The organism is Streptomyces sp. Je 1-4 4N24, assembly GCF_026239515.1.
In the GTDB taxonomy this organism is placed as follows: Bacteria; Actinomycetota; Actinomycetes; order Streptomycetales; family Streptomycetaceae; genus Streptomyces; species Streptomyces nigrescens.
In genome coordinates, this window is sequence record NZ_CP110836.1 from 1,532,377 (window position 1) to 1,557,908 (window position 25,532).

A 25,532-nucleotide genomic window follows, 5' to 3' on the forward strand; every position below is an offset into this window, starting at 1 on the left:
GCCCGGCCCGGCACCAGCCGCCAGGCGTTCCTCGAACGCGGCGGGGTCGTACAGCTCGGCGCCCCGGTGACGGACCTCGGCCCAGGAGGTTTCACACGAGTGGTGAGACAGCAATACTGTTGAACATGATGGAGCCCGCCACTGACCTGACGGTCGACGAACTGGCCGCCCGCGCCGGCGTCACGGTCCGCACGATCCGCTTCTACAGCACACGCGGTCTGCTGCCGCCGCCGGAGATCGGTCCCCGCCGGGTCGGCCGCTACGGACCGGACCACCTCTCGCGGCTCGCCCTCATCGAGGAGCTCCAGCACCAGGGCCTGACGCTGTCCGCGATCGAACGCTATCTGGAGCAGCTGCCGCCCGATCTGAGCGCTCAGGATCTGGCCATCCACCGGGCGCTGGTGGCGAGTTGGATCCCGGACAAGGCCGAGGACGCCACCCGGGACCAGCTGGAGCGGCGGGTCGGCAGGGCGCTGACCGACGAGGATCTGGACCGGCTGGCGGCCATGAGTGTGCTCGTACGGACCGAGGATCCCCGGGTCTTCCGCGTCGACCCGGGACTGCTGCACCTGGGCACCCGGCTGCTGGACGTCCCGATCTCGCTGGAGACCATCCTCGCGGCGCGCAGCGTGGTCATCGAGCACACCCGCTCGGCGGCGCGGGAGCTGAGCCGGCTCTTCAAGGACGAGGTGTGGGAGCCGAACCGGGGTGGCGGGCCGGACGAGGACGAGATGGCGCGGATGAAGTCGCTCTCGGCCCATATGCAGCCGATGGTGGTGCAGGCACTGGTGACCGCCTTCCAGCGGTCGATGAAGCAGGAGCTGCGGGAGTCGTTCGGCATGGAGGGCGACCGGAGCCAGGAGAGCCGCACCCCCGAGGGGTGACGGGGGCGGGCCGCCGGAGCCCGCCCCCCATGACCGGTCAGTCGCTGAACTTCTCGCCCTTCTCGGCCTTTTCGACCAGCAGCGCGGACGGCGCGAACCGGTCTCCGTAGGCTTCCTGCAGCTCACGGGCGCGGGCCACGAAGCCGGGCAGCCCGACGAACTCCTCCCGCCCCGGCCCACCCTGGTAGCCGTTGATGTACTGGATCACGCCGCCGGTCCAGCCCGGGAAGCCGATGCCCAGGATGGAGCCGATGTTGGCGTCCGCGACGGAGGTGAGCACGCCCTCCTCGAAGCAGCGGACGGTGTCCAGCGCCTCGGAGAAGAGCATCCGCTCCTGCATGTCGATGAACGGAACGACGGCGTCCTTCGTGGTGAAGTGCTCGCGCAGCCCCGGCCACAGACCGGTGCGCTTACCGTCCTCCCCGTACTCGTAGAAGCCCCCGCCACCACTGCGGCCGGGCCGGCCGAACTCGTCGACCATCCGGTCGATGACCGCGTCGGCCGGGTGCGGCTGCCAGCTGCCGCCGGCCTCCTCGACCGCCCGCTTGGTCTCCTCGCGGATCTTGCGCGGAAGGGTGAGGGTCAGCTCGTCCATCAGGGACAGCACCTTGGCCGGGTAGCCGGCCTGGGCGGCGGCCTGCTCGACCGAGACCGGGTCGAGGCCCTCGCCGATCATCGCCACACCTTCGTTGATGAAGTGGCCGATGACGCGGGAGGTGAAGAAGCCACGGGAGTCATTGACGACGATCGGGGTCTTCTTGATCTGGCGCACCAGGTCGAAGGCGCGGGCCAGAGCCTCGTCACCGGTCCGCTCGCCCTTGATGATCTCCACCAGCGGCATCTTGTCGACCGGCGAGAAGAAGTGCAGCCCGATGAAGTCCTGGTCCCGCTCGACGCCTTCGGCCAGCAGGGTGATGGGCAGCGTGGAGGTGTTGGAGCACAGCAGCGCGTCGGGCTCGACGATGTGCTGGATCTCCTTGAAGACCTTGTGCTTGAGGCCCACGTCCTCGAAGACCGCCTCGATGACGGCGTCGCAGCCCGCGAGGTCCGTCGGCTCGGCCGTGGGCGTGATGCGCGCCAGCAGCTCATCGCGCTGCTGCTCGGTCGTACGGCCACGGGAGAGCGCCTTGTCGAGCAGGCCCTCCGAATACGCCTTGCCCTTCTGCGCCGCCTCCAGGGAGACGTCCTTGAGGACGACCTGCATTCCCGCCCTGGCACAGGAGTAGGCGATGCCCGCGCCCATCATGCCGGCGCCGAGGACCGCGACCTTCTTCACCGTGCGGGGCTCGATGCCCTTGGGGCGGTTGGCGCCGGAGTTGACGGCCTGCAGATCGAAGAAGAACGCCTGGATCATGTTCTTGGAGATCTGGCCGGTCACCAGCTCGACGAAGTAGCGCGCCTCGATGGTCTGCGCGGTCTCGAAGTCGACCTGGGAGCCCTCCACCGCGGCGGCGAGAATGTTGCGCGGGGCGGGGTAGGGCGCACCGTTGAGCTGCTTCTTGAGGTTGGCGGGGAACGCCGGGAGGTTGGCCGCGAACTTCGGCTGGGCCGGGGTGCCGCCCGGGATGCGGTAGCCCTTGACGTCCCAGGGCTGCTGGGACTCGGGGTGCTCCTCGATGAAGGTGCGGGCCTTGGCGAGCAGTTCCTCGGGGGTGGCCGCGATCTCGTGGATCAGCCCGGCGTCCTTGGCGCGGGTGGCGTTGTACTGGGTGCCCTGGAGCAGCACCTTCAGCAGCGCGTCGGCGATGCCGAGCAGCCGGACCGTACGGGTGACGCCGCCGGCGGCGGGCAGCAGGCCGAGGGTGACCTCGGGCAGGCCGATCTTGGTGCCGGGGGTGTCGAGGGCGATGCGGTGGTGGCAGGCCAGCGCGATCTCGTAACCGCCGCCCAGCGCCGCGCCGTTGATCGCGGCGACGACTGGCTTGCCGAGGGTCTCGATACGGCGCAGATCGCGCTTGATGCCGTTGCCCGACTCGAAGGCCTGCTGGGCGTTCTCAGGGGTGACGGCGATCAGATCGCGAAGGTCGCCGCCGGCGAAGAAGGTCTTCTTGGCGGAGGTGAAGATGATGCCGCGGACGTCGTCCTTCTCGGCCTCCAGACGGTCGGCGACCGCGGTCAGGGAGGCCTTGAAGGCGTTGTTCATGGTGTTGGCGGACTGGTCGGGGTCGTCCAGGACCAGGGTGACGATGCCGGTCTCGTCCTGTTCCCAGCGGATGGTCGACGACGCAGGGGACTCGCTCACTGTGGCTTCTCCGTAAGGGGGATGGGACGGGCGGTCAGAGGCGCTCGACGACGGTGGCGATGCCCATACCGCCGCCGACGCAGAGGGTGGCCAGGCCGTAGCGCTTGTCCTGCCGCTCCAGCTCGTCGATCAGGGTGCCGAGGATCATCGCGCCGGTGGCGCCGAGAGGGTGTCCCAGCGCGATGGCGCCGCCGTTGACATTGACCTTGTCCAGGCTCAGGCCCATGTCCTTGACGAAGCGCAGCACGACGGCCGCGAAGGCTTCGTTGATCTCGACGAGGTCGATGTCGTCGATGGTCAGCCCGGCCTTGGCGAGGGCCTTACGGCTGGCGGGGGCGGGGCCGGTGAGCATGATCGTGGGCTCGGAGCCGGAGACCGCGGCGGAGAGGATGCGGGCCCGCGGGGTCAGGCCGTAGCGCTCACCGACCTCCTTGGAGCCGATGGCGACGAGCGCCGCACCGTCCACGATGCCGGAGGAGTTGCCGGCGTGGTGGACATGGTCGATCTTCTCGACCCAGTGGTACTTCTGCAGGGCGACCGCGTCGAAGCCGCCCGCGTCGCCGATGGTGGCGAAGGACGGCTTGAGGCCGCCCAGGGAGTCGGCGGTGGTGCCGGGCCGCATGTGCTCGTCGTGGTCGAGGACGACGAGGCCGTTGCGGTCCCGTACCGGGACGACGGAGCGCTCGAAGCGGCCGTCCTTCCATGCCTCGGCGGCGCGCTCCTGGGAGAGCGCGGCGAATTCGTCGACATCGCGCCGGGTGTAGCCCTCGATGGTGGCGATCAGGTCGGCGCCGATGCCCTGCGGGACGAAGCCGGTGTCGAAGTTGGTCATCGGGTCGGCGAACCAGGCGCCGCCGTCCGAGGCCATCGGGACCCGCGACATGGATTCCACACCGCCCGCCAGGACCAGGTCCTCCCAGCCCGAACGCACCTTGGCGGCAGCCATGTTGACGGCCTCCAGGCCCGAGGCACAGAAGCGGTTCTCCTGTACGCCGGCGACGGTGTCGGGCAGCCCGGCGGCGATCGCCGCGATCCGGGCGATGTCGGAGCCCTGGTCGCCGACCGGGCCGACGACGCCGAGCACGATGTCGTCGACAGCGGCCGGGTCGAGGCCGGGGAAGCGGCGGCGTACCTCGTGGATCAGGCCGACGACCAGGTCGATCGGCTTGGTGCCGTGCAGTGCGCCATTGGCCTTGCCGCGGCCGCGCGGGGTGCGGATCGCGTCGTATACGTACGCTTCGGTACTCAAGTCAACAAGCCTTTCGCATGAGGGTGGAGGCAGGGGCAGCGGGTGGGGACCGGGGGCGGTCCGGGGTCAGCCGAGCAGGGAGCGGCCGATGATCTCCTTCATGATCTCGGTGGTCCCTCCGTAGATCGTCTGGATACGGCCGTCGGTAAAGGCCCTGGCCACGCGGTATTCCGCCATATAGCCGTAGCCGCCGTGGAGTTGCAGACAGCGGTCGGCGACCCGCTTGTGCAGCTCGGTGGCCCACCACTTGGCCATCGAGGCATGCACCGCGTCCAGTTCGCCGGCGGAGTGGTCGGCGATACAGCGGTCGAGGAACGCGCGGGTGACGGCACATTCGGTGGCCATCTCGGCTATCTCGAAGCGGATGTGCTGGAGCTTGGCCAGCGGCCGGCCGAACGCCTCGCGCTCCTTGACGTACTGGCTGGTGATCTCCAGCAAATGTTCGGCGCCGGCGATACCGGCGACGGCGATGCCCATCCGCTCCTGGGCGAGGTGGGTCATCAGATGGCCGAAGGCGCCGTTCAGCTCGCCGAGCAGGTTCTCCTTGGGGACGCGTACGTCGTGGAAGAACAGCTCGGCGGTGTCCTGGGACTTCTGGCCGATCTTGTCGAGGTTGCGGCCCCGCTCGAAGCCCTCCATACCGCGCTCGACGACCAGCAGGCTCAGCCCGTGCGCCCCGCCCTCCGGTGTCGTCTTCGCCACGACGATGACCAGGTCGGCGAGGATGCCGTTGGAGATGAAGGTCTTGGAACCGTTGAGGATCCAGTGGTCGCCGGCCTCCTCGGCGTGGGTACGGATGCCCTGCAGGTCGGAGCCGGCGCCGGGCTCCGTCATGGCGATGGCGGTGATGATCTCGCCACTGCAGAAGCCGGGCAGCCAGCGGCGCTTCTGCTCCTCGGTGCCGAGGGTCGTCAGATAGGGGCCGATGATGTCGTTGTGCAGGCCCACGGCGAGCCCGGCGGCGCCGGCCCGGGTGAACTCCTCGGCCAGCACCGCGCTGTAGCGGAAGTCCTGCTGCCCGCCCCCGCCGTACTCCTCCGGCACCGCCGGCCCCAGCAGCCCCTGCTTGCCGGCCGCCCGCCAGGCGTCCCGGCTGACGATGCCGTCCTTCTCCCACTGCTCGTAATGGGGTGTCACTTCCTTGGCGAGGAAGGTCCGCACGACCCCTCGGAAGGCCTCGTGGTCCTCGGTGAAGATCTGGCGCTTCATCTGCGCGGTCATGTCTGCGGGCCCTCCTCGGAGCCAGTGCTTGACGGTCTCGGTGAACTCGGCGGGCTCCGGCCCTACGGGGCGGTTGTGCAGCCTCGTCCCGTCCGCCTCCCGGAAGCCCCCGATCCGGTCGCGGACATACCCGCGCGCCCGCAGAGCGGCTTCCGGTCGCGGAATGCGTCCCGCCCGGCCGCTGCGGGCCCGGAGTCCGCCGAGGCCGGCCGCTGCGAGGGCGGCAGCCCCGTCTGCGGCCTGGCCCGGGCCGGCCGCGTACCGGAGCGTGGGGGCGCCTTCCATCAGCCGGCGGTGTCCTTCTGCTCGGTGCGGCTCGGGCCGGCGGGCCGGGCGGGCGCGGCCGACGACGCGGTGGCCGGCGACGGGGCGAGGAGGCCCGGGGCCTGCCAGTCGCGGGCGATCTCTTCGGTGTCCGCGCCAGGCCGCGCCGGTGGTCTGCGCACCGCGCCGGGGGTGTGCGAGAAGCGTGGCGCGGGCGCGGGCTGGGTGATCCCGCCGTGCTCGACGAAGGTGCCGCGGGCGGCGAGATGCGGATGCCCCGGGGCCTCGCGCAGGGAGAGCACGGGCGCCACACAGGCGTCGGACTCCTGGAAAACGGCCGTCCACTCCTCGCGGGTACGGGTCTTGAAGCGGGCGGCGATGACGGTACGCAGCTCACCCCACGCGGCGAGGTCGTCGCGGCTGGGGGCCTCCTCTTCGATGCCCAGCAGGCGGATGAACTCGCCGTAGAACCGCTTCTCCAGCGCACCGACCGCCATATGGCCGCCGTCGGCGGTTTCGTAGGCCCCGTAGAACGGCGTCCCGCCGTCGAGCAGATTGGCGCCGCGCCGGTCCTGCCAGCCGCCGGCCGCCAGCATGCCGTGGATCATCGCCGTCAGATGAGCCGTGCCGTCGACGATGGCGGCGTCCACGACCTGGCCCTTTCCGCCCTCGGTGCGGGCGTGCTGGAGGGCGGCGAGGACACCGATGACGAGGTAGAGGGAGCCGCCGGCGTAGTCACCGACGAGGTTGGCGGGGACGGCGGGCGGGCCGTCGGGCGGGCCGATCATGCCGAGCGCGCCCGTGATGGCGATGTAGCCGATGTCGTGTCCGGCGGTGTCGGCGAGCGGGCCCTCCTGCCCCCAGCCCGTCATCCGCCCGTAAACCAGCCGGGGGTTGCGCGCCAGGCACTCCTCGGGGCCCACCCCCAGCCGCTCGGCCACACCGGGGCGGTACCCCTCCACCAGCACATCGGCGCGCTCGACCAGCTCAAGCACCTGCGCCACCCCGTCGGGGCTCTTCAGGTCCACCAGCACGGAGCGCTTGTTGCGGTTGGTGATGTCGTAGGCCGGATCGATGCCCAGTCCCGCACCTCCGGGCCGGTCGACACGGACGACATCGGCGCCGAGGTCGGCCAGGAGCATGGCCGCGAAGGGGCCGGGGCCGATGCCCGCGAGTTCGACCACCCGCACCCCGCTCAGTGGGCCGTTGCCTGGCTCTGCCATCGCGCCCCATGCCTTTCCGCACTGTGACACTTCTGATGTAACACTCGTGATGTTAAGAACGTGTTCCACTTTCCACAAGACCCCCGTACCAAGTGGCCACCACGGAAAAGGCCCGCGCCGACGAGGCTCAACCGCCCTCGCCGTCACGGGCCCTTCGCGCGCCTGCCGCCGCTGCGCCGCTATGCCCCGTCAAGCTCGGCGATGAGCTTCTTGGGGGCTATGACGCGATAGGACTCTTCCGCCCAGTCGCAGAGCAGCTCGGCCGGCGGAGCGTCCGGCTCCTCCAGGGGAACCTGCACCCATCCGGACTTGCCCAGGCCGTAGCCCGCCGGCCGGGCGCCGGGCGAGGTCAGCGCATGGGCATGCGCCTCCGGGTCCTTGAGTTTCAGCGTGACCCCGAACGGATGGCTGCCGTCGTCGACGCCGAGGAAGACGAAGACCTTCTTGTTGACCTTGATGACGCTCTCGCCCCAGGGAAACTCCTCCACGGCCCCGGGAAGCCCGAGCGCGAACGCCCGCACCCGCTCCCGCACCGCCGCCGGCCCGGCCGCCTTCGCCATGCGCTCCTCCATGTCCGTTCCCCCTCCGGCACCGCCTGCGATGCCGCCCGGCCGCACCCTCGTCCCGCGCGGGCCGACCCACGCATTCCACGCTAACGGCGACCACTGACAACGGCCCGCGGAGCGCCGGACGGCGGGCCGCCCGAGGGACACCTGACGCCCTGTCCGGCCCTGTCCGGGCCTGGACGACGGCAACTCGCCGCGACCCTGTTCAAGTTCCGCGGCGGCCAGGGGCTGCGCCGTTGCGCCGCGCCGACGACAGGCGACAGGCGACAGGCGACAGGCGACAGCACCGCTGGTGTCCTCACTGCCCGCAGCCCGCAGCCCGCAGCGCACCGCGGACGGCGCAGGGCGGACGGCGCACGGCGGACGGCGCACGGCGGACGGCGCACGGCGGACGGCGCAGGGCGGGCAACGGCCCGGCTCCCGGCCGCCCGGGGCGCCGCTATGCCGAGTCGGGCGTCGCCGTCCCGGAAGCGGAGCCGGACGTGGCGGGCGGGGCCCCCGCGCCCCCGGCCGCCGGCACCAGGTGATCGTCGGGTGCCTGACGGTCCACCAGACGCCCCAGCCGCTGGGGGACATTGCCGCCCACCAGGAGCATGACGACGAGCGTCAGCCCGAAGGTGAGCACGGCGAGTGACCGGCCCAGGGACATGCCTTCGGCCAGATGGGCACCGAGGACGGGCGCCACGGCCCCGCCCAGGGCCCCGACGTTGTAGATGAAGCCCACAGAGGCGGCCCGGGTGGCGGTCGGGAAGTGACCGGCGAGGTACTTCGGCAGGATGCCGGAGATGCCCTGGCTGAGCGCGAGGAGCACGAAGACCAGCACACCGAGCGCCGGCAGGCTGTCCTGCACCGCGAAGACCGGGAAGACGAAGACGAGCGACGCGAGCAGCGTGCAGGCGTAGGCGCGACGGGTACCGAGCCGGTCGCCGACGAAGCCCGCCAGCCAGCAGCCCGCCATGGTGCCGAAGCCCGCGTAGAACATCACGTCGGTGACCTGGCCGGGCGTGTATCCGAGGTCGGTCTTGAGGTAGGTGGGCAGCAGGGCCTGAATCGGCCAGCTGTAGAGGAAGGCGCAGAACACCGTCGCCATCAGGGACACGTACAGCAGCCAGCCGCGACGGCCACCGAGCTGGGCGGCGAAGGCGGTCAGGCACAGCGCCGCGACGACGGACAGCCAGGTCACATATCCCGACCCGACGGGTGTGAAGACGCAGAACAGCGCCACCGAGGCGGCCACCGCGAGGGCCGTGTTGACCCCGGAGCGGATCCGGCCGGTGAACAACGGCCGGAAGGGGTTCGGACGCGCCGCTGCCGAACGGGCGGTGGCGGCGCCGATCTCCTTCTGCCAGTCCCCGGCCTCCGGCAGCGCCCTGCGCATCCAGAGGGCGACCAGAACGGGCAGCACACCGATCCAGAACATCCAGCGCCAGCCCCAATGGGGCACCACCCACTTGTAGAGCTCGGCCGCGAGGACCGTGCCGCCCGCATAGCCGGAGATCAGGAATCCGGAGGCACGGTTGCGCCACCGGGTGGGCCAGCTCTCCAGCACATACGTCACGCCGGCGCTGTACTCCCCCGCCATCCCCAGGCCGATCACCAGCCGCGCGACGAACAGGCTGGTGTAGTCCCAGGCGAATCCGCAGGCGAAGGTGCCGAGCGAGTAGAGCAGGATGCTGCTGATCATGGCGGCCTTGCGGCCGTAGCGGTCGCCCAGCGCGCCCAGGACGGCGCCGCCCAGCCATCGGGTGATGAAGGCGCCGGAAATCAGCGAGGCGGCGGTGGCGGTACTCAGCCGGAAGTCCTCGGCGATTTCGGTCAGCACCAGGGTGATCAGGACAAAGTCGAAACCGTCGAGGAGGTAGCCGATCCAGGCGGCGAACATCGCCTTCCACTGCGGCGGCGTGACCTCCTGCCACCATCTCCGCGCCCGGTCAGCGGTGTGCGTGGGGGACATCGTCACAGCAACCCGGCCTCCTCCGGCAGTCGGCGGACGGTTCGGTCCGGGAGTGAGCGGCGGCTCGTCGCCGCCTGGTCGCCGGCATCGGTGAGTGGTGCGGGAACGGGCAGACCAAGGGGCATGGCGTCCGGCTTTCTGCCGTACGGTCCGGTCCGGGAGAGCGCCGGGACGAGCGACGACCGGCAGAGCCAGACATTGGACGTCCTACGTCATCGTGCCATCCGTGAATCTGGCCCCGCTTCGACAACCTGTCAAGACTGCATGCCAGACTCCGTAGCACCCACCGTGCGGCCAAGAGGGCCGCCAGGAGCGGACATTGACGGGGCAACGACGACTCCCCAGGGTCCGGACTCCAGGGCCAGTGAGCGATCGAGAGGATGCGCGATGCCACGGCAGGACACCTCCGGACGGGCCTATGACCTCGTCCTCTACGGCGCGACCGGTTTCACCGGCGCCCTCACCGCCGCCTACCTGGCCGCACATGTCCCCAAGGGCTGCCGTTGGGCACTGGCCGGGCGCAGCACCGCCAAACTGGAGCAGCTGCGCGACCGGCTGGCGAAGTCCGACCCGGCCTGTGCCGACCTGCCGCTGCTGCGGGCCGACAGCAGCGATCCGGGCTCACTGCGCGACCTCGCCGCCGAGACCCGGGTACTGGTGACGACCGTCGGCCCGTATCTGCTCCACGGCGAGCCCCTGGTGGCGGCCTGCGCCGCGGCGGGCACCGACTATGTCGATCTGAGCGGTGAGACGGAGTTCATCGACCGGATGTACGTGCGGCACGATGCGACGGCCCGCGCCTCCGGCGCACGCCTCGTGCACGCCTGCGGGTTCGACTCCGTCCCGTACGACCTGGGGGTCCGCTACACGGTGGGGCTCCTCCCCGAAGACGTCCCCGTACGCATCGATGGCTTCGTACGGACCAACGCGTCGTTCTCCGGCGGCACGCTGTCCTCGGCGCTGACCGCCGCCTCGCGTCCGGTCGCCATGGCGCGGGCCGCCCGCGAGCGTCAGCGGGTCGAACCACGACCGGCCGGCCGTACGGTACACGCGCCCTTCGGCCCTCCGATTCGGAGCAGCGAAACGCGCACCTGGGGTGTGCCGTTGCCGACCCTCGATCCGCAGATCGTCGCCCGCTCGGCGGCCGCGCTGGACCGCTACGGGCCCGACTTCCGCTACCGCCATTACGCGGGGGTGCGGCGGCTGCCGATCGCCGTCGGCGGGGCACTCGGGGCGGGGGCACTGTGTGCGCTCGCCCAGGTGCCGCCCGCGCGGCGCTGGTTGTCGGGGCGTCTGGAGCCGGGCGACGGGCCGAGCGCCGAGCGGCGTGCGCGCAGCTGGTTCAAGGTGCGCTTCGTCGCCTCCGGCGGTGACACACGTCTGATCACCGAGGTATCCGGTGGCGACCCCGGCTACGACGAGACGGCGAAAATGCTCGCCGAGTCGGCGCTCAGCCTGGCCTTCGACGACCTGCCGGAGACGGCCGGTCAGGTGACGACGGCGGTGGCCATGGGGGCCGCGCTGACGACTCGCCTCCAGGAAGCGGGCATCAAGTTCGGCGTCGTCCAGGAGTAGCCCGGGGCCCGGACCCGCACCCCGGTACGACCGTCAGGCGTCGGCGAGCGCCCTCCGGCACAGGGCGTCGGCGGCCCGGGTCGTCTCCGGGAGACGGTAATCGGCCGCCAGATGGAGGGTGTGCGCACAGGCCCGGTCGAGGTCGGTGCGGTGCCCCACGGAGACGAAGACCGGCTTGACGCCCTTTTGGGTACGCAGCGCACGTCCCACCTCCTCGGTCCCGTCCAGAAGAGGCGAGGTGGCGCCGCGCTCCGGGCCAGGAGGCGCGTACCGGAAGGTGAAGGGATTCTTGGCGACACCGATGGTGGGGAGCCCGGTCAGCACCCCCAGGTGGCTGGCGAGCCCGAAGCGGCGCGGGTGCGCCAGCCCGTAGCCGTCGCAGACCACCAGGTCAGGAGTGCGGGCGAGACGGCCGAGAGCGTCGAGCACGGTAGGGATCTCGCGGAAGGCGAGCAAGCCGGGGACGTACGGAAAGGAGATCTGCCCGACGGCGGTGGCCCGGTCGACGACGGCGCGGGTGCGGGCATCCAGTGCGACGGCGGCCGCGGCGACGACGTCTCGTTCGTCGTCGTAGGCGACGTCCACCCCGACCACGGTGCCCTCGAACCCCGGTTCCGGTCCCGCTTCATCGAGCCTTACAAAGGGCCGCAACCGGTCCTGGACCGCACGCGCCTGGGCTTCGTCGGTCGGCCAGTGCCGCAGTTCGTCGTCGCAGGAGATCATTCCGGGAGTGTCCATGATGGCCGCAACGCTACCGAACCGGTGATCGATCCCATGACCGGGCGGATCGGCTCAAGGTTCAGCTGTTCGGGGCTCAGGGCACGGAGTCCAGAGCTCACTGTCAGTGGTGCTCGGTAACGTGATGAGCGTGAATCCAGCCGGTGTTGACCTGGACGCTCTCGACCGCCGGAGCATCGCTGCCCGGCGACACGACGTGCGTGCTGTGCGGCGGCGGATCACCTCGGCACTCGGCCACCGCGAGCGTACGGCCGCCCGCCGACCCGCCCGGCACAGCGGTCGCCCGGCGGCCGACCGGCGCCGGACACGGGGCTGCCGGCCCACGATGCCACGGTGTCACCCGCCGTGAAGAATCCGCCTGCCCGCTCCCCCGCCGCCTGCCTCCCTGACGCCCCCGGAGGTCCCTGATGCCCGACGCACTCCATCAGCTCGATGCCACCGACCTCGCCACCCTGCTGCGCCGCCGCGACCTCTCCGCCCGAGAGGTCGTACAGGCCCATCTGGACCGCATCGAACAGGTCAATCCGGCCGTCAATGCCCTCGTCACCCTCGACCCCGAGGGTGCCCTCGCCGCCGCCGCACGCGCCGACGAACGGCTGGTCCGGGGCGCCGCTGTCCCACCCCTGCACGGCCTGCCGATCGCCTTCAAGGACACCCGTCTCACCCGCGGTATGCGCACCACACACGGCTCACCACTCTTCGCCGACCACATCCCGGACGACGACGATCTGCTGGTCGACCGGCTGCAGCGGGCGGGCGCCATCCGCCTCGGCAAGACCAACGTCCCCGAATTCGCTGCCGGTTCGCACACCTTCAACCCGGTGTTCGGCACCACCCGCAATCCGTACGACCTCACGCGCTCCGCGGGCGGCAGCAGTGGTGGCGCCGCCGCGGCGCTGGCGGCAGGGTTGCAACCCCTCGCCGACGGGAGTGACATGGGCGGCTCACTCCGCAACCCCGCTTCGTTCTGCAATGTGGTCGGACTGCGGCCGACGCCGGGCCGCGTCCCTTCGCACCCCGGCAGCAACCTCTGGGACACCCTGTCCGTCCCGGGCCCCATGGGACGGACCGTCGCCGACACCGCGCTGCTGCTGTCGGCGATGGCCGGTCCCGATCCGCGCTGCCCCATCAGCCTGGAGACCCCAGGAGCGGCCTTCCGTGTGCCGCTCGACCGCGATCTGCGCGGGCTGCGGATTGCCTGGGCACCCGACCTGAGTGGATTCGCCCCGGCCGACCCAGACGTACTCGCCGTTCTGGAGCCCCAGTTGAGGGTCCTGGAGGAGCTCGGCTGCCATGTCGAGAACGCCTGCCCGGACCTCACCGGCGCCGACGAGACCTTCCGTACGCTGCGGGCGCACAACTTCGACCTCGCCCTCGGCTACCTGCTCGACTCCGACCGGGAGGCCCTCAAACCCAGCATCGTCTGGAACATCGAACAGGGCCGCCGCCTCACCGCGGCCGACCTGCGCACGGCCACCGCAACCCACAGCCGGCTGTACCTCGGCACGCTGGATTTCTTCTCCGGGTACGACCTGCTCCTCGCGCCTGTCAGCCAAGTCGCGCCGTTCGACGCGGAGTTGGAGTATCCGCGTGAGGTCGCGGGCCGGCCCACACACAGCTATCTGGACTGGATGCGGTCCGCCTACCTCATCTCGGTGCTCGGCGTCCCCGCCCTTTCGGTGCCCGCCGGATTCACTCCTGGCGGTCTGCCCGTGGGGCTGCAGTTCATCGGTGCGCCGCGCGCCGATCTCGCCGTCCTCCAGGCCGGTCATGCCTACGAGAGCGCGACACGGCACGGGCGGCGCCGACCGGACCTGCCGACGGCCTGAAGCCGACGTCCGCTCCCATCGGGGGCGGGGGCGGGGCCGACCGGGAGCGCTCGCCCTGGGTGGAGGAAGAGCAACGGGCACATTGGCTCCTCATCTGCCAAGACACCCCACGCACCGTCCTGGCCTGCGCATTCCTTGCGCGGGAGGACGCCGCGGCCCCACCCGTCCCCTCCTCTATATTGCAGCTATGTTCGTACTGGAACTGACCTATACCGCGCCCCTCGAACGCGTCGATGCCGTCCTTGAGCAGCATGTGGAGTGGCTGCACAAGGAGTACGCCGCCGGGCATTTCCTCGCCGCCGGCCGCAAGGTCCCCCGGGACGGAGGCGTGATTCTCGCCGCCGGGATGGACCGTGCCGCCGTCGAGCGGATCGTTTCCGAGGACCCGTTCACCCTCGCCGGGGTGTGTGAGTACCGGATCACGGAGTTCGTGGCGACGACGACCGCGCCGGCACTGGAGCAGTACCGGGAGCAGCTGCCCTCCTGAAGCGCCGTCATCCCGGGGCCCGGACCGCCGGACTGCTGCCTTCGCGCCGGGGTTCCCGTCGCTCCGTATACGGAGCCGCTCGCCGCCGTCCCCCATCCTCATGGTGGACGGCGGCTCTGGTTGCGGCCTCTCGCTCCCGATGCCCCGAAGCTATGAAGCCGTGGTCGGAGGAACCGCTGAATTGGCGGGCCGGCCGGGGCCCGCGGAGGCGGGCGCGACCGGTGCGGGCCAGCGCCCTCCGTTACGCCAGTAGCCCTGGATCTCCTCCAGCTGACGGCCCTTGGTCTCGGGTGCGGTGACGGAGGCGAAGACCAGGGCGGCGAGGGCGAGGACGCCGAGGCCCGCGAAGGTCCGGGCCGCGCCCGCCCAGGCCATCAGGGCGGGGAAGAACTGGGCGATCAGTAGATTGGCCACCAGGTCCGCGGTGAGCATCACCGAGGCCCCGGTCGAGCGCAGCTGAGCGGGGAATGACTCGCTCGCATAAACCCAGATCAGCGATCCGAAGCCGAAGTTGAAGGCTGCGGTGAACAGGAGGATGGCGGCGAACCCCACCCAGGTCGTCGCCCCGTGCAGCTCACCCATGCCGAAGACCGCCGTCAGGACGGCGAGCATGACGACCATCGTGCCGATGCCGCAGAGCAGCACCACCCGGCGGCCGAGCCGGTCGATGATGAGGATGGCGAGCACCGTCGCGGCCAGCGAGGCGAGTTGGACGAAGGACGGCAGCAGGAAGTTCTGGCCGTTTCCGGTGAACCCCATCTCCTCGAAGATCTGCGGGCTGTAGTACGTCACGGCATTGATGCCGGTGATCTGGCAGAAGAATCCGAGTCCGACGACGAAGACCGCCGCTCGGGCGTAGGGCTTGCGCAGCAAGGAGCGCGCCGACCCGCCGCTCTCCTCCGCGAGCGCGGCCTCCACGGCCGCCACCTCCGCGCGCGGATCGACGTCGGGGTCCGTCGTGGCCATGACCTCGACGGCTCGTTCCGTACGGCCCTTGAGGACGTACCAGCGCGGGGTGTCCGGCAGCCGGAGCAGCGGGATCAGGACGAGTGCGGCGGGGATCGCGGAGAGGCCGAGCATCCAGCGCCAGTGCCCACCGCCGGACAGGCCCCAGTTGACGAAGTACGTGAGGACGATGCCCGCGACCGTGGCGACTTGGTAGGCGGCGACAGAGGCTCCGCGAATGCGTGCCGGGGTCGATTCGGCGACGTAGAGCGGGGCGGCGACGATCGAGATGCCGATGGCGATGCCGAGCAGGAAGCGGACGATGTCCAGCACGACGACGTTGGGCGCGACCGCGGAGAGGGCGACGAACACGGCGTACGAGGCGGCGACGATCAGCATCGCGGCCTTACGGCCCAGGGCGTCGGCGAGCTTGCCGCCGATCAGCGCGCCGACGATGGAGCCGAACACCAGAATGCTGTTGACCAGGCCCTTTTCGGTCTCGGTGAGATGGAAGTCCTTGCTCAGGAACACCAGGGCACCGGAGATGCTGCCGGTGTCGTAGCCGTAGATGACACCGACGACGGCGCCGGTGAGCGCGAACAGCCTGCCGGTGCGGTGTGCGGTCTTGGGTGACGGCGGCGGGGGCGTCGCCGAGAGCGTGGCAATGGACATGGGGAGTCCTCCGTGCGACGGAGCGGGCCTTGCTGCATGATGCCTGGCGCATGACTGATCTTGCGAGTATTCGGCGCCTTTCAAGCAACTGTCAACACTTCGTCGACTCGCCTTCCGGCCTGTCGCCCGCCCCACACCCGCCCCGCCTGCGCCGCACCCCAGCAGCTGACCTGGCCCGCACACCCTCACCCCCTCTGGCGCATCCACTCGTACGAGGGATGGATCGCGGTGAGGGTTCTGCGTACAGTCGATTGTAACGAAGCCAAATTTTGCAGTTTCACGCATTCGATTGCCATATCACGGGAGGGTGGACCATGAGCGAGACCTCGTACATGGAGCAGGAGCTGTGCAGCCAGCCGGAGACCTGGCGGCAGGCCGCACGGATCGGGGCGGGGGCGGGACCCTTGCCGAAGGCCGGCCAGCGAGTGGCCGTCGTCGGCTGCGGAACCTCATGGTTCATGGCGCAGTCGTATGCGGCACTGCGCGAGGCGGCCGGACAGGGGGTGACGGATCCGTTCGCCGCGTCCGAGGCGTTCCTCGGCAGCGACCGCGGCTATGACGCGGTGGTGGCGATCACCCGGTCCGGCACCACGACCGAAGTACTGCGCGTACTCGACGCACTCAAGGGGCGCATCCCGACGGTGACGATCCTCGGTGACCCCGAGACGCCGGCGGTGGCGCTCTCCGACGAGACGGTCACGCTGCCCTTCGCCGACGAGAAGTCGGTGGTGCAGACCCGGTTCGCGACGACGGCGCTGACACTGCTGCGCGCGCACCTGGGCGAGGACATCTCCCGGGCGGTGACCGACGCGGAGGAGGCGCTGGCGGCGCCGATGGAGAAGGAGTGGGTGGACGCCGAGCAGTTCTCCTTCCTCGGCTCGGGCTGGACGTTCGGTCTGGCCAATGAGGCCGCGCTCAAGATGCGGGAGGCATCGCAGAGTTGGACGGAGTCCTACCCCGCGATGGAGTACCGCCACGGTCCGATCGCGATAGCCGCACCCGGCCGGGTGACCTGGCTGTTCGGTCAGGCACCGGACGGGCTGGAGGCCGATGTCGTGCGGACCGGTGCGCGCTTTGTGCACCATGCGCGCGATCCGCTGGCTGATCTGGTGCTGGTCCAGCGGGTGGCGCTGGAGCGGGCCCGCGCCCGCGGTCTGGACCCGGACAACCCGCGCAGCCTGACCCGTTCGGTGATGCTCGAGACGCCGGCCGCCTCGTAGATATCCACCTCCCCTGTCTCCACCAGTCCCGCCCGCAAGGGAGAAGGGAGCCGGCATCCCATGCCACTCGTTCCGACCTCATCGATCGTCGACGCCGCGCGTGAGGCGCGGGTCGGTGCCGCGGCCTTCAACGTCATCCACCTGGAAACTGCCGAGGCACTCGTCACCGCCGCCGAGCGCACCGGTATCCCACTGATCCTGCAGATCAGCGAGAACTGCATCCGCTACCACGGCAGCCTGCTGCCCATTACCCGCGCCACACTCGCCCTCGCCGAGGACTCCACGGCCCGGATCGCGGTCCACCTCGACCACATCACCGACGCGGACCTCGTCCATCAGGGCATCACCGCCGGGGTGGGGTCCGTCATGGTCGACGCCTCCGCTCTTCCGTACGAAGAGAACGTCGCCACCACCGCCGAGCTCGCCGCCTGGTGCCATGACCGCGGCGCCTACGTCGAGGCCGAACTCGGCGAGGTCGGCGGCAAGGACGGGGTCCATGCGCCCGGGGTACGCACGGACCCGGACGAGGCCCTGACCTTCGTCCGTGCGACAGGCGTGGATGCCCTCGCCGTGGCCGTGGGTTCCTCACATGCGATGCATGAGCGCACGGCCGTACTGGACAAGGACCTCATCACGGCGCTGCACACCACTCTGCCGGTACCGCTGGTCCTGCACGGCTCGTCGGGGGTGCCGGACGATGAGCTGCGCCGCGCCATCGCCGCCGGAATGACGAAGATCAATATCTCCACGCATCTGGTCTCCGTCTTCACCCACTCGATACGGCAGACGCTGGGCGCCGACCCCGCGCTCGTCGACTCCCGTAAGTACATCAAGCCGGCCCGGGAGGCGGTGGCCGAGGAAGCGGCGAGGTTGCTGGGCGTGCTGGGCACTCCGGCGACGGTTCCGGGCCAGTACGCAGCCCAGGCGCCTGCTCGGGGATGAGTCAGCGGACGGACGGCCGCCCCGGTCACACCTCGTCGCGGCAGAGTCCCCGCGGCGGCCCCCGGCATGATGTGCCGCCCGGGGCCACCGACCCCGGCTTCGGCGACGTCCGCCGGGGCGCCTACCGCGCGTGACCGTGGTGTGCCGAAACGAATTAGGCTCAGGCCATGAAGCGCCATGAACGGATGAACGCACTGCTTGAGCTGCTCGGGGACCGCGGCCGGGTGGACGTCGAGGAGGCGGCGACCGCACTGGAGGTTTCGGCCGCCACGATGCGGCGCGACATGGACGCCCTGGCCGAGCAGCAGTTGCTGACCCGCACCCGGGGCGGGGCGGTGCTCAGTTCGGTGGCGTACGACCTGCCGATCCGCTACAAGCATGCTCACCGGTCGGAGGAGAAGGAGGCGGTGGCGAAGGCCGCGGCGAAGCTGGTCGAGCGGGGTGATGTGGTCGGGCTGAGCGGTGGCACGACGACCACGGCGATCGCCCGGGTGCTCGCCACCCGTCCGGACTTCGCGGAGGCGGGCCCACAGCCGCATCTGACGATTGTCACCAACTCCCTCAACATCGCCAATGAGCTGGCGGTGCGGCCGCAGATCAAGATCGTGCTCACCGGCGGGGTCGCACACTCACGGTCGTTCGAACTGGTGGGCCCGTTCAGCGAGTTGGTGCTGCAGCAGATCTCCATCGACGTCGCGTTCATCGGGGCCAACGGCATGGACCCGGTGATGGGGGCCACGGTGCACGACGAAGCGGAGGCCCGGGTCAACCGCCTCATGGCCGAGCGTGCCCGGCGTGCCGTGGTCGTCGCGGACTCATCGAAGATCGGCGAGCGCTGCTTCGCCCGGGTCGGCGACGCGGATGTCTTTGACACGTTCATCACGGACAACGGAGCAAAGGAGGCAACCCGCCGTGAGTTCGCGGACCGGGGGCTGAAAGTGGTGACGGCACGCCCGTCTGCCGGCGAGTGACTCACCGGCCTCCGGACGACAGCGGCTGGAGATCGCCGAGGCCGCGGCGGCCCTGTTCTCGGGCCAGGGTGCGAGGCGACGACGGTCGAGGACATCGCGTCGGCGGCGCCGGTATCTCGCTGCGCACCTTCTACCGTTAGTGAGCGGGGAAGGAGGGACGCGCCGGCCCCCTCCTGACGTCCGGCATCAACGTGCTCGTCGAGGAGCTGGTCGGGCACCCCGTCGATGAACCACTGAGCAGCGCCGTACAGGCGTCGTTGGCCTCGTCGGCCTCGGCCCGGTGGCTCGCGGACCCCGAGCGGGCCCGCCGGCTGGTCCGGGGCATGGGCAGCGTTCCGGCCATTCGGATGCGGTGGCTCGCGGCAGGCCGGGAGATGCAGGACCGACTGGTGCCGGCGCTCGCGGCACGCAAGGGCGCTCCGGAGAACAGCATGGAGGTACGGCTGCCGGCCTGCGTCTTGTTCGATGCGATCGGTGTCGCCATGGAGCGCTGGGCCTGGCAGGACGAACCGGAGGACGTGGCGGAGCTGACCCGCCGCGCACTGCACTATCTGCGCATCGACGAGTAGCCCCGGTAGCCCGGCCCGGTTCCGAAAGGGTCGCTCTTATGTAGCGCTTGTGTCCCTGTGTGGCCCCCGGGGCTGATTTCCATTGGGCGGGTATGGACAATGGGGAATGAACGTGCGAACACGGTAGAGGTTCGCGAGGGAATTCCAAGGTTTTCAACGGGGGAGATCACGTGCGGAAGATCATGGCCATAGCGCTGGCAACCGTGGCGTGCAGCACCTCGCTGACACTGGCCACCGCCTCGGAAGCGGCAGCCGCGGGCCGGGCGCCGCAGTGCGTCAAGGTGCGGAAGTACTTCAACAAGGGCCACCAGCGCTACGTCCGACTGACGAATCTGTGCACTCAGCGGACCTCGTGCTTCACCATCGTCGTCCCGCGCCACCACGACCCCCGTGGCAGGCTCCCCAAGGGCGTGACCAAGGACATCCGTTACGGCACGACCGGGGCGCCGCGGGCCCTGTATGTGAAGAACGTTCCCTGCTGAGCGGCCACGGCCACGGCCACAACCACGGGGCCGGGTCGCGGCGCGGTTGGCGGACCGCCCCCTTGCCGGAGCCACCCCTTGCGGGAGGGCCCCTTGCCGGAGCCACCCCTTTGCGGGAGGCGCCCCTTGGCGGAGCCGCCCTATGCGGGAGGCGTCCCTTGCGGGAGGCGTCCCTTGCGGGAGGCGCCCCTTGCGGGAGCGGGTCACGCGCGTACGGCGATACCGTCCAGCACCATCGAGAGGTACTGGCGGGCGATCTCCTCAGGACTGTGCTGGCCGCCCGGCCGGTACCAGCTCGCCGCCACCCAGACGGTGTCACGGACGAAGCGGTAGGTGAGCCGGATGTCGAGGTCCGTGCGGAACACACCGTCGGCCACACCGCGCTCCAGGGTGCCCAGCCAGGCCTTCTTGAATTTCTGCTGGGAGTCGGCGAGATAGCCGAAGCGGGGCTGTGCGACGAGGTGCTTGGACTCCTTCTGGTAGATGGCGACGGCCGCCCGATGCCGGTCGATCTCCCGGAAGGACTCGGTGACCAGGGCTTCGATGGTCTCCCTGGGTCCGAGCCCGGCGGCGAGTACGGCGTCGTAGCCGTCCCACAGCTCGGTCAGGAAGCTGGACAGGATCTCGTCCAGCATCGATTCCTTCGAGTCGAAGTGGTAGTAGAGGCTGCCCGCGAGCATCCCGGCTTCGTCCGCGATGCGACGGACGGTGGTGGCGTTGTAGCCGTGCGCGGCGAAAACGTCCGCCGCGATGGTGAGCAGTTCGCGGCGACGTTCGGGCGAGGCACTCGCGGTCGTCGTCTTCTTCTTGGCGGCTGGCACCCGGCCATTGTCACCCTCCGCACCACCCCGCTAGTCGACCGCTCGGCGATTGCGTTTCTCCTGCCGGTCGCCCGCCCGCACCTCCTGCCGGTCGCTCGCATCTCCCGTCGCCCCCTCCTGTCGCCCGCACTCCCGGTCAACGGCCACCCGTCCCGCCCGTCCGGTCCCGCCCGTCGCCCGTCCCGCCCGTCACGCGCCCAGCCGTTCCACCCACCCCGCACATATTTCACGAGTAAAACACCTGCTAATCTTCTCCTCATGGGGAAGCATGCCAAGCCGTCCGGGAAGAGTGCGTACGAGGCTCCGGGGAGCATGGTGCGCGCCCGGCCCCTGCCGGTCAGGAGCGCCGTGCGACTGCGCCGCCCCGTCGACATCTGGCACAAGCCGGCGCTCAGCGCGGTAGTGGCTCTGGCGATCCCTGACCTCACGCTGTGGGCGCTGGGGCGGCTGGATCTGATCCTCTACACCTCGGCCGGGGCGATGTGCGCCCTGTACGCGCACGGTCTGCCGTACGCCGCCCGCGCCCGCACGCTGGCGTGGGTGGTGCTCGGAATGGTCGCGAGCCTCGGCATCGCGCTGACCGCCGCCTCGTTGATCACCTCGACCGCACTGCTCGTCGTGTGCGCCTCGCTGGTCGCCGCGGTCCACAAGGTGGTCTGTGAGGCGACGCGTATCGGCCCGCCGGGCAACATCATCCTGACCTTTATCGCCGCGTCGGCGTTCTTCGTGCCGCAGCACCCCGGGCAGGTGCCCCTGCACATGGCGCTGGCGCTCGGCGCCGGGGTACTCGGCTGGCTGGTCTGTATGGCTCCGGCGCTGATACGGCCGCAGGGGCCCGAGCGGATCGTTGTCGCCCGCGCGCTGGAGGCGGCTGCGGGGCTGCTGCGTACGGAAGCGGGCACCGGCGGCGGGCAACCGGCAGGGGTGCCGCACGCCCGCCATGCCACTGCGGCCGCGGTGAACGCTGCCTGGAACACGCTGTTCCTGGTCCCGGTGCGCACCCCGGCCAGGGCCGCGGCGCGGGCCGGGCTCGAACGGCTGCTGGTACGCGCCGAGTCGACGTTGGGGGATACGGGGCACGCCATCGAGGCATCCGCCGAGGCCGAGCCGCGCGTCCCCCGAATCACCGGGGCCAAGCCGCGCGCCCCCCGCATCCCCGAGACCGAGCCGCGCAACACCCGGACCACCGAGGCCGAGCCGCGCGTCCCTCGGACCACCGGGGCCAAGCCGCGCGACATCCGGATCCCTGAGACCGAGCCGCGCAACACCCGGATCGCCAAGACCGAGCCGCGCGACACCCGGACCACCGAGGCCGAGGCCGACCGGCTGGGTGGCTGGGCGTGTGAACTGCGGAGCGGGCGGCCGCTGCCCGAGGTTGCGCTCTCCGTGGCACAGGCCGAGGAGTTGGCGGGCGTCGCCGCGGAAGAGCAGGGGCCACGGCGGCCGGGGCCACGGCGGCCCGCGCCCGGTCACCCGCGTGGGGTGCGGGCGGTGCTCGCCCGGCTGGCGCCCGGGTCACCGCTGCTGCCCATCGGCGCGCGGGTCGCCGCCGGGTGTGTGCTGGCGGGCTGGGCATCGATGGCCGTCGGAGTCGGGCATCCGTACTGGGCCGTGGTCACCGCGGCCTCCATCTACCAGGCCAACACCACGCTCTCCTGGCAACGGGCGCTGCAGCGCACCCTCGGCAATCTGCTCGGGCTGCTCCTCTACACCGCGCTGCTGCCGCTGATGCACCTCGGGCCGCTCGCGATGATCGCGCTCGCGCTGGCCTGCCAGCTCGGCGCGGAGGCCGGTATCACCCGCAACTACTGGCTCGGTTCGGTGTGCGTCACCCCGATGGCGCTGCTGCTGACCGAGTTCGGCAGTCCGGTGCCGGCGACGACGCTGATCGCCGACCGCTGGATCGACACCGTGGTGGGGGTGGCGGTGGGCCTGGCCTGCTGCGTGCTGGTCACCAATCGGCGTGCCGCGGACCGTATCGAGGTGGCCCTGGGGCGGGTGGCGGCCGCGGAGGCCGTCGCGTTCGGGCTGCTCGCGGCGGGGCCCGCGGCCGGCGCTGACGAAACCCGGGACATCGGCTGGGCCCGTGACCGGCTGGCGGGATGTCTGGTCGAGCTCCGTGAGGCCGTGGAGGTCGCGGCAGGTGAGTGGTGGCAGCGGGCCCTTCCGGAGGAGCGGATCGCCCACGCCGAACAACGAGGTCACCGGGCGCTGGCCGGGCTCGTCCGGCGGCTCTCGGCGCCGGCACTCGCCGCCTGACCCGTGCGTCTGCCCGGCGCCGTACGGCAGGCACAATGAGCGGCGTACGGCACGGCCGAGAGGAGACTGCGGGTGACCGAGGACATCGTCGCGGGGGTGCTGCGCCAGTGGCAGCAGGTGCACCCCGGGCTGGACACCGGCCCGATGGCGGTGATCGGGCGGCTCAACCGCTGTTCCGCACTGTTGCAGCAGGCGTCGGACGCGCCGCTGCGGAGGGCCGGACTCACCCGTCCCGAGTTCGACATTCTCGGCACCTTGCGCCGGATGGACCGCGAACTGACCCCCGGGCGGGTGGCCCGCGAGACCTTCGCCTCCGGTGCCGCGGTCACCAAACGTGTACGGCAGTTGGAGGAGCGGGGTCTGATCGTCCGTCGCCCCGACGACCGGGACCGCCGCGTCAGCCATCTCTCGCTCACCGACGAGGGGCGCGACACCATCGACCGGCTGCTGCCCGAACAGCTGCGGTACGAGGCGTCGCTGCTCGACGGCATCGGCGATCAGCGGCAGGAGGAACTCTCCACGGCGCTGGGCGAGTTGCTGGTGGTTCTGGAGGGACGGCTCGGCAGCCTGCTGGAGTGAGGAGGGCGGCGCCCCCGGGCGCAGGAGTGCGTCCGCCCGGGAAGGACCGGCGGACGGGAAGGACCGGCGGGACCGGCCGGACCGCGCAGGCGTGGCGCACCCGGGCAGGGACAGCGGGACCGCGCGCGCAGACGTGGCGCGCCCGCGCAGGACAGCGGGACCGCGCAGGGCACCCGGCTCACTCGCAGACCCGGCCGATCCCCCCCCCCCCGCATCCTGCGCCCCAAGGCCCCACCCCACGCGGCTGACCGGCCCTCACGGCTCCAGCCGGGCGATCCGCCCCCGCTCGCCCGCGGCCCAGCAGCCCAGGTCGGGGGCGCAGTCGACGGTGTCGTACGAACCGTTGTCGAAGGTGTGCCAGGTGTGGCCGGCGTCGAGGGTCAGATCGCTGCCGGACGGGCCGACGGCCAGGGCGAGGCGGCGGGAGTGCGGGAGCCAGGCGGCGCCGGAGCGGTAGGCCTTCGGGGGCTCGGCGGCCGGCGTCCAGGTGGCGCCGGCGTCGTCGCTGACCGCGGCGGCGTGGGGTGAGGGCTGGTCGGGGCGGTAGTCACCACCGACCGCGAGGGCGTGGCCGCGGTCGCGGACGGCGAGCGCGAAGACGCCGCGCGCCGGGTCGCCCGCGGGCAGCGGGGTGTCGGTGACCGACCAGGTGCGGCCGCGGTCGGCGGTGTGCAGGACGCGGGCGGTGGCCGCGCCGCCGGTCGCGATCCAGGCGTCGCGGCTTCCGGAGGAGACCAGGCACTGGCCACTGGCGGCGAATGCGGCCTCGCCCTGCTGGGCCGGCGGCATCCCGTCCGAGGGCAGGACCCGCCAACTGCGGCCGCCGTCCGCCGTGGACAGGATGCGGTACTTCCCGTCGACGGGGTCGCTGAGCGCGATGCCGTGCCGGCGGTCGAAGAAGGTCAGGCAGTCGTAGAAGGCCCGTGGGTCGGGGTTGCGGAAGCTTTCGGTCCAGGTGGCGCCCGCGTCATCCGTACGGAAGACACGCGAGGCCGCCCCTTCGCCGATCGCGAGGACGACCGCGCGGCGCGCATCGAGCGCCTCGATGTCGCGGAACTCCAGCGCCCCGGCACCGGGTGGGGAGATGTTGCTCCAGCGCTTGCCGCCATCGTGGGTGCGCAGCACGGTACCGGCCGTGCCGGCGGCCCAGGCGGTCGTACGGCTGATGGCCGCCAGGCCGCGGAAACGGGCGGTGCTGCCGCTGTCCTTGAGCCGCCAGCCGGCGGGCGGGGTGGTGAGCGAGGCCGCTGCCCCCGACTCCCTAGCCGGGGCGTGAGTCGTCGCGGAGGAAGCCGTGTAGGAGGCCATGTGCGGGGGCGTATAGGGGATCGCATAGGAGGCCGTGCCCGTGGGGGTGTTCATCGGCCGGGCGACGGCCGCGGGGCCGGCCGCCATCGCGGCGAGGACCACGGCACCGCCGGTGAGGGCCGCCCGGCGTCCGGCTCCCGGCGGGCGCTGCCCACGGTTCGTCCCTCGTCCCGAGCCCAGACACAACAAACGTCCCGTGCGCCGCATTTCGCCCCACCCCGCTCTGGTTTTGGGCTGGAAGCTAGCTCAGCCCGACCGCCCCGTCCAGACCGCCGCCTCTCGCCGCCCCCTCGCCGCCGGCCGTCGTGGCCCGTTACTGCCCGCACTCTCCGATGAGCCCTCAGTGGCCGGTGGGCCGCGACCGCGTGGCGCCAACTCACCTGACGGGCCATCAAGTTGAGCCCCCGAGGGCCTCACGCGAGCACCGAGCGCACAGCAAAGAGGGCAAATGCGTACATTCAAAGGTCCGTGACGCAGGTCACGTAGGAATCCAATGCACCTGGTCCGATGACCCGTGCGTCTTAGTGGTCGA

Annotated in this window: 21 protein-coding genes; 11 read left to right on the forward strand and 10 right to left on the reverse strand. The window is 71.0% G+C overall.

What is annotated here, in order from left to right; genetic code table 11:
* Positions 1–125: 125 nt before the first annotated feature.
* Entirely contained in the window at positions 126–884 is a 759-nt protein-coding gene (locus SLV14N_RS06415) for a MerR family transcriptional regulator (RefSeq protein WP_208680145.1), read from the forward strand.
* 37 nt (positions 885–921) lie between these two features.
* On the opposite strand, the gene SLV14N_RS06420 is transcribed toward SLV14N_RS06415, so the two are convergent.
* The 6 genes from SLV14N_RS06420 to SLV14N_RS06445 form a co-directional block, all read right to left on the reverse strand.
* Positions 922–3,126: a 3-hydroxyacyl-CoA dehydrogenase NAD-binding domain-containing protein gene (locus SLV14N_RS06420; protein ID WP_208680146.1), complete on the reverse strand. Its 2,205-nt coding sequence runs from the start codon at positions 3,124–3,126 to the stop codon at positions 922–924.
* 34 nt (positions 3,127–3,160) lie between these two features.
* Positions 3,161–4,375 carry an acetyl-CoA C-acetyltransferase gene (locus SLV14N_RS06425; RefSeq protein WP_208680147.1) on the reverse strand — a complete coding sequence of 405 codons (1,215 nt, stop codon included), beginning with the start codon at positions 4,373–4,375 and terminating at the stop codon, positions 3,161–3,163.
* Positions 4,376–4,441: 66 nt separating this feature from the next.
* Positions 4,442–5,584: an acyl-CoA dehydrogenase family protein gene (locus SLV14N_RS06430; RefSeq protein ID WP_208687737.1), complete on the reverse strand. Its 1,143-nt coding sequence runs from the start codon at positions 5,582–5,584 to the stop codon at positions 4,442–4,444.
* Positions 5,585–5,880: 296 nt separating this feature from the next.
* Entirely contained in the window at positions 5,881–7,083 is a 1,203-nt protein-coding gene (locus tag SLV14N_RS06435) for a CaiB/BaiF CoA-transferase family protein (RefSeq protein WP_259670154.1), read from the reverse strand.
* Positions 7,084–7,262: 179 nt separating this feature from the next.
* On the reverse strand, positions 7,263–7,655 hold the full coding sequence (locus SLV14N_RS06440) for an MmcQ/YjbR family DNA-binding protein (protein WP_018090584.1): 393 nt from the start codon (positions 7,653–7,655) through the stop codon (positions 7,263–7,265).
* Positions 7,656–8,088: 433 nt separating this feature from the next.
* Complete coding sequence (locus SLV14N_RS06445) at positions 8,089–9,603, reverse strand: sialate:H+ symport family MFS transporter (protein WP_208687739.1); 1,515 nt, start codon at positions 9,601–9,603, stop codon at positions 8,089–8,091.
* Between the two features lie 387 nt (positions 9,604–9,990).
* Here SLV14N_RS06445 and SLV14N_RS06450 point away from each other — a divergent pair, with 387 nt between their 5' ends.
* Entirely contained in the window at positions 9,991–11,178 is a 1,188-nt protein-coding gene (locus tag SLV14N_RS06450) for a trans-acting enoyl reductase family protein (RefSeq protein WP_208680148.1), read from the forward strand.
* A 33-nt stretch (positions 11,179–11,211) separates the two neighbouring features.
* Here SLV14N_RS06450 and SLV14N_RS06455 read toward each other — a convergent pair whose 3' ends face one another.
* Positions 11,212–11,916: an endonuclease V gene (locus tag SLV14N_RS06455; RefSeq protein ID WP_208680149.1), complete on the reverse strand. Its 705-nt coding sequence runs from the start codon at positions 11,914–11,916 to the stop codon at positions 11,212–11,214.
* 407 nt (positions 11,917–12,323) lie between these two features.
* On the opposite strand from SLV14N_RS06455, the gene SLV14N_RS06460 reads away from it, so the two are divergent.
* Both SLV14N_RS06460 and SLV14N_RS06465 read left to right on the forward strand, forming a co-directional pair.
* Positions 12,324–13,745, forward strand: coding sequence for an amidase (locus SLV14N_RS06460; RefSeq protein WP_263268534.1), 1,422 nt, complete (start codon positions 12,324–12,326; stop codon positions 13,743–13,745).
* A 187-nt stretch (positions 13,746–13,932) separates the two neighbouring features.
* Positions 13,933–14,232 carry a YciI family protein gene (locus SLV14N_RS06465; protein WP_208680151.1) on the forward strand — a complete coding sequence of 100 codons (300 nt, stop codon included), beginning with the start codon at positions 13,933–13,935 and terminating at the stop codon, positions 14,230–14,232.
* A gap of 150 nt (positions 14,233–14,382) precedes the next feature.
* Here the strand turns inward: SLV14N_RS06465 and SLV14N_RS06470 are convergent, their stop codons facing one another.
* On the reverse strand, positions 14,383–15,849 hold the full coding sequence (locus tag SLV14N_RS06470; RefSeq protein ID WP_208680152.1) for a sugar porter family MFS transporter: 1,467 nt from the start codon (positions 15,847–15,849) through the stop codon (positions 14,383–14,385).
* 314 nt (positions 15,850–16,163) lie between these two features.
* Here SLV14N_RS06470 and SLV14N_RS06475 point away from each other — a divergent pair, with 314 nt between their 5' ends.
* The 5 genes from SLV14N_RS06475 (at position 16,164) to SLV14N_RS06495 (ending at position 20,033) form a co-directional block, all read left to right on the forward strand.
* Positions 16,164–17,069: an SIS domain-containing protein gene (locus tag SLV14N_RS06475; RefSeq protein WP_263268536.1), complete on the forward strand. Its 906-nt coding sequence runs from the start codon at positions 16,164–16,166 to the stop codon at positions 17,067–17,069.
* Positions 17,070–17,129: 60 nt separating this feature from the next.
* Positions 17,130–18,011: a class II fructose-bisphosphate aldolase gene (locus SLV14N_RS06480; RefSeq protein WP_263268537.1), complete on the forward strand. Its 882-nt coding sequence runs from the start codon at positions 17,130–17,132 to the stop codon at positions 18,009–18,011.
* A gap of 167 nt (positions 18,012–18,178) precedes the next feature.
* Positions 18,179–18,982, forward strand: coding sequence for a DeoR/GlpR family DNA-binding transcription regulator (locus tag SLV14N_RS06485; protein WP_263268539.1), 804 nt, complete (start codon positions 18,179–18,181; stop codon positions 18,980–18,982).
* A gap of 191 nt (positions 18,983–19,173) precedes the next feature.
* Entirely contained in the window at positions 19,174–19,551 is a 378-nt protein-coding gene (locus SLV14N_RS06490) for a hypothetical protein (protein WP_263268541.1), read from the forward strand.
* A 170-nt stretch (positions 19,552–19,721) separates the two neighbouring features.
* Complete coding sequence (locus SLV14N_RS06495; protein ID WP_208680157.1) at positions 19,722–20,033, forward strand: hypothetical protein; 312 nt, start codon at positions 19,722–19,724, stop codon at positions 20,031–20,033.
* Positions 20,034–20,236: 203 nt separating this feature from the next.
* On the opposite strand, the gene SLV14N_RS06500 is transcribed toward SLV14N_RS06495, so the two are convergent.
* A complete protein-coding gene (locus SLV14N_RS06500; protein WP_208680158.1) occupies positions 20,237–20,854 on the reverse strand; it encodes a TetR/AcrR family transcriptional regulator in 618 nt (205 codons plus the stop codon).
* A 258-nt stretch (positions 20,855–21,112) separates the two neighbouring features.
* On the opposite strand from SLV14N_RS06500, the gene SLV14N_RS06505 reads away from it, so the two are divergent.
* Both SLV14N_RS06505 and SLV14N_RS06510 read left to right on the forward strand, forming a co-directional pair.
* Positions 21,113–23,113: an FUSC family protein gene (locus SLV14N_RS06505; RefSeq protein ID WP_263268544.1), complete on the forward strand. Its 2,001-nt coding sequence runs from the start codon at positions 21,113–21,115 to the stop codon at positions 23,111–23,113.
* A gap of 72 nt (positions 23,114–23,185) precedes the next feature.
* The gene (locus SLV14N_RS06510; protein WP_093645453.1) at positions 23,186–23,692 is read left to right on the forward strand and encodes a MarR family winged helix-turn-helix transcriptional regulator; all 507 of its coding nucleotides are present in this window, start codon (positions 23,186–23,188) and stop codon (positions 23,690–23,692) included.
* A 255-nt stretch (positions 23,693–23,947) separates the two neighbouring features.
* On the opposite strand, the gene SLV14N_RS06515 is transcribed toward SLV14N_RS06510, so the two are convergent.
* Positions 23,948–25,102: an oxidoreductase gene (locus SLV14N_RS06515; protein ID WP_265872828.1), complete on the reverse strand. Its 1,155-nt coding sequence runs from the start codon at positions 25,100–25,102 to the stop codon at positions 23,948–23,950.
* Positions 25,103–25,532 lie beyond the last annotated feature (430 nt).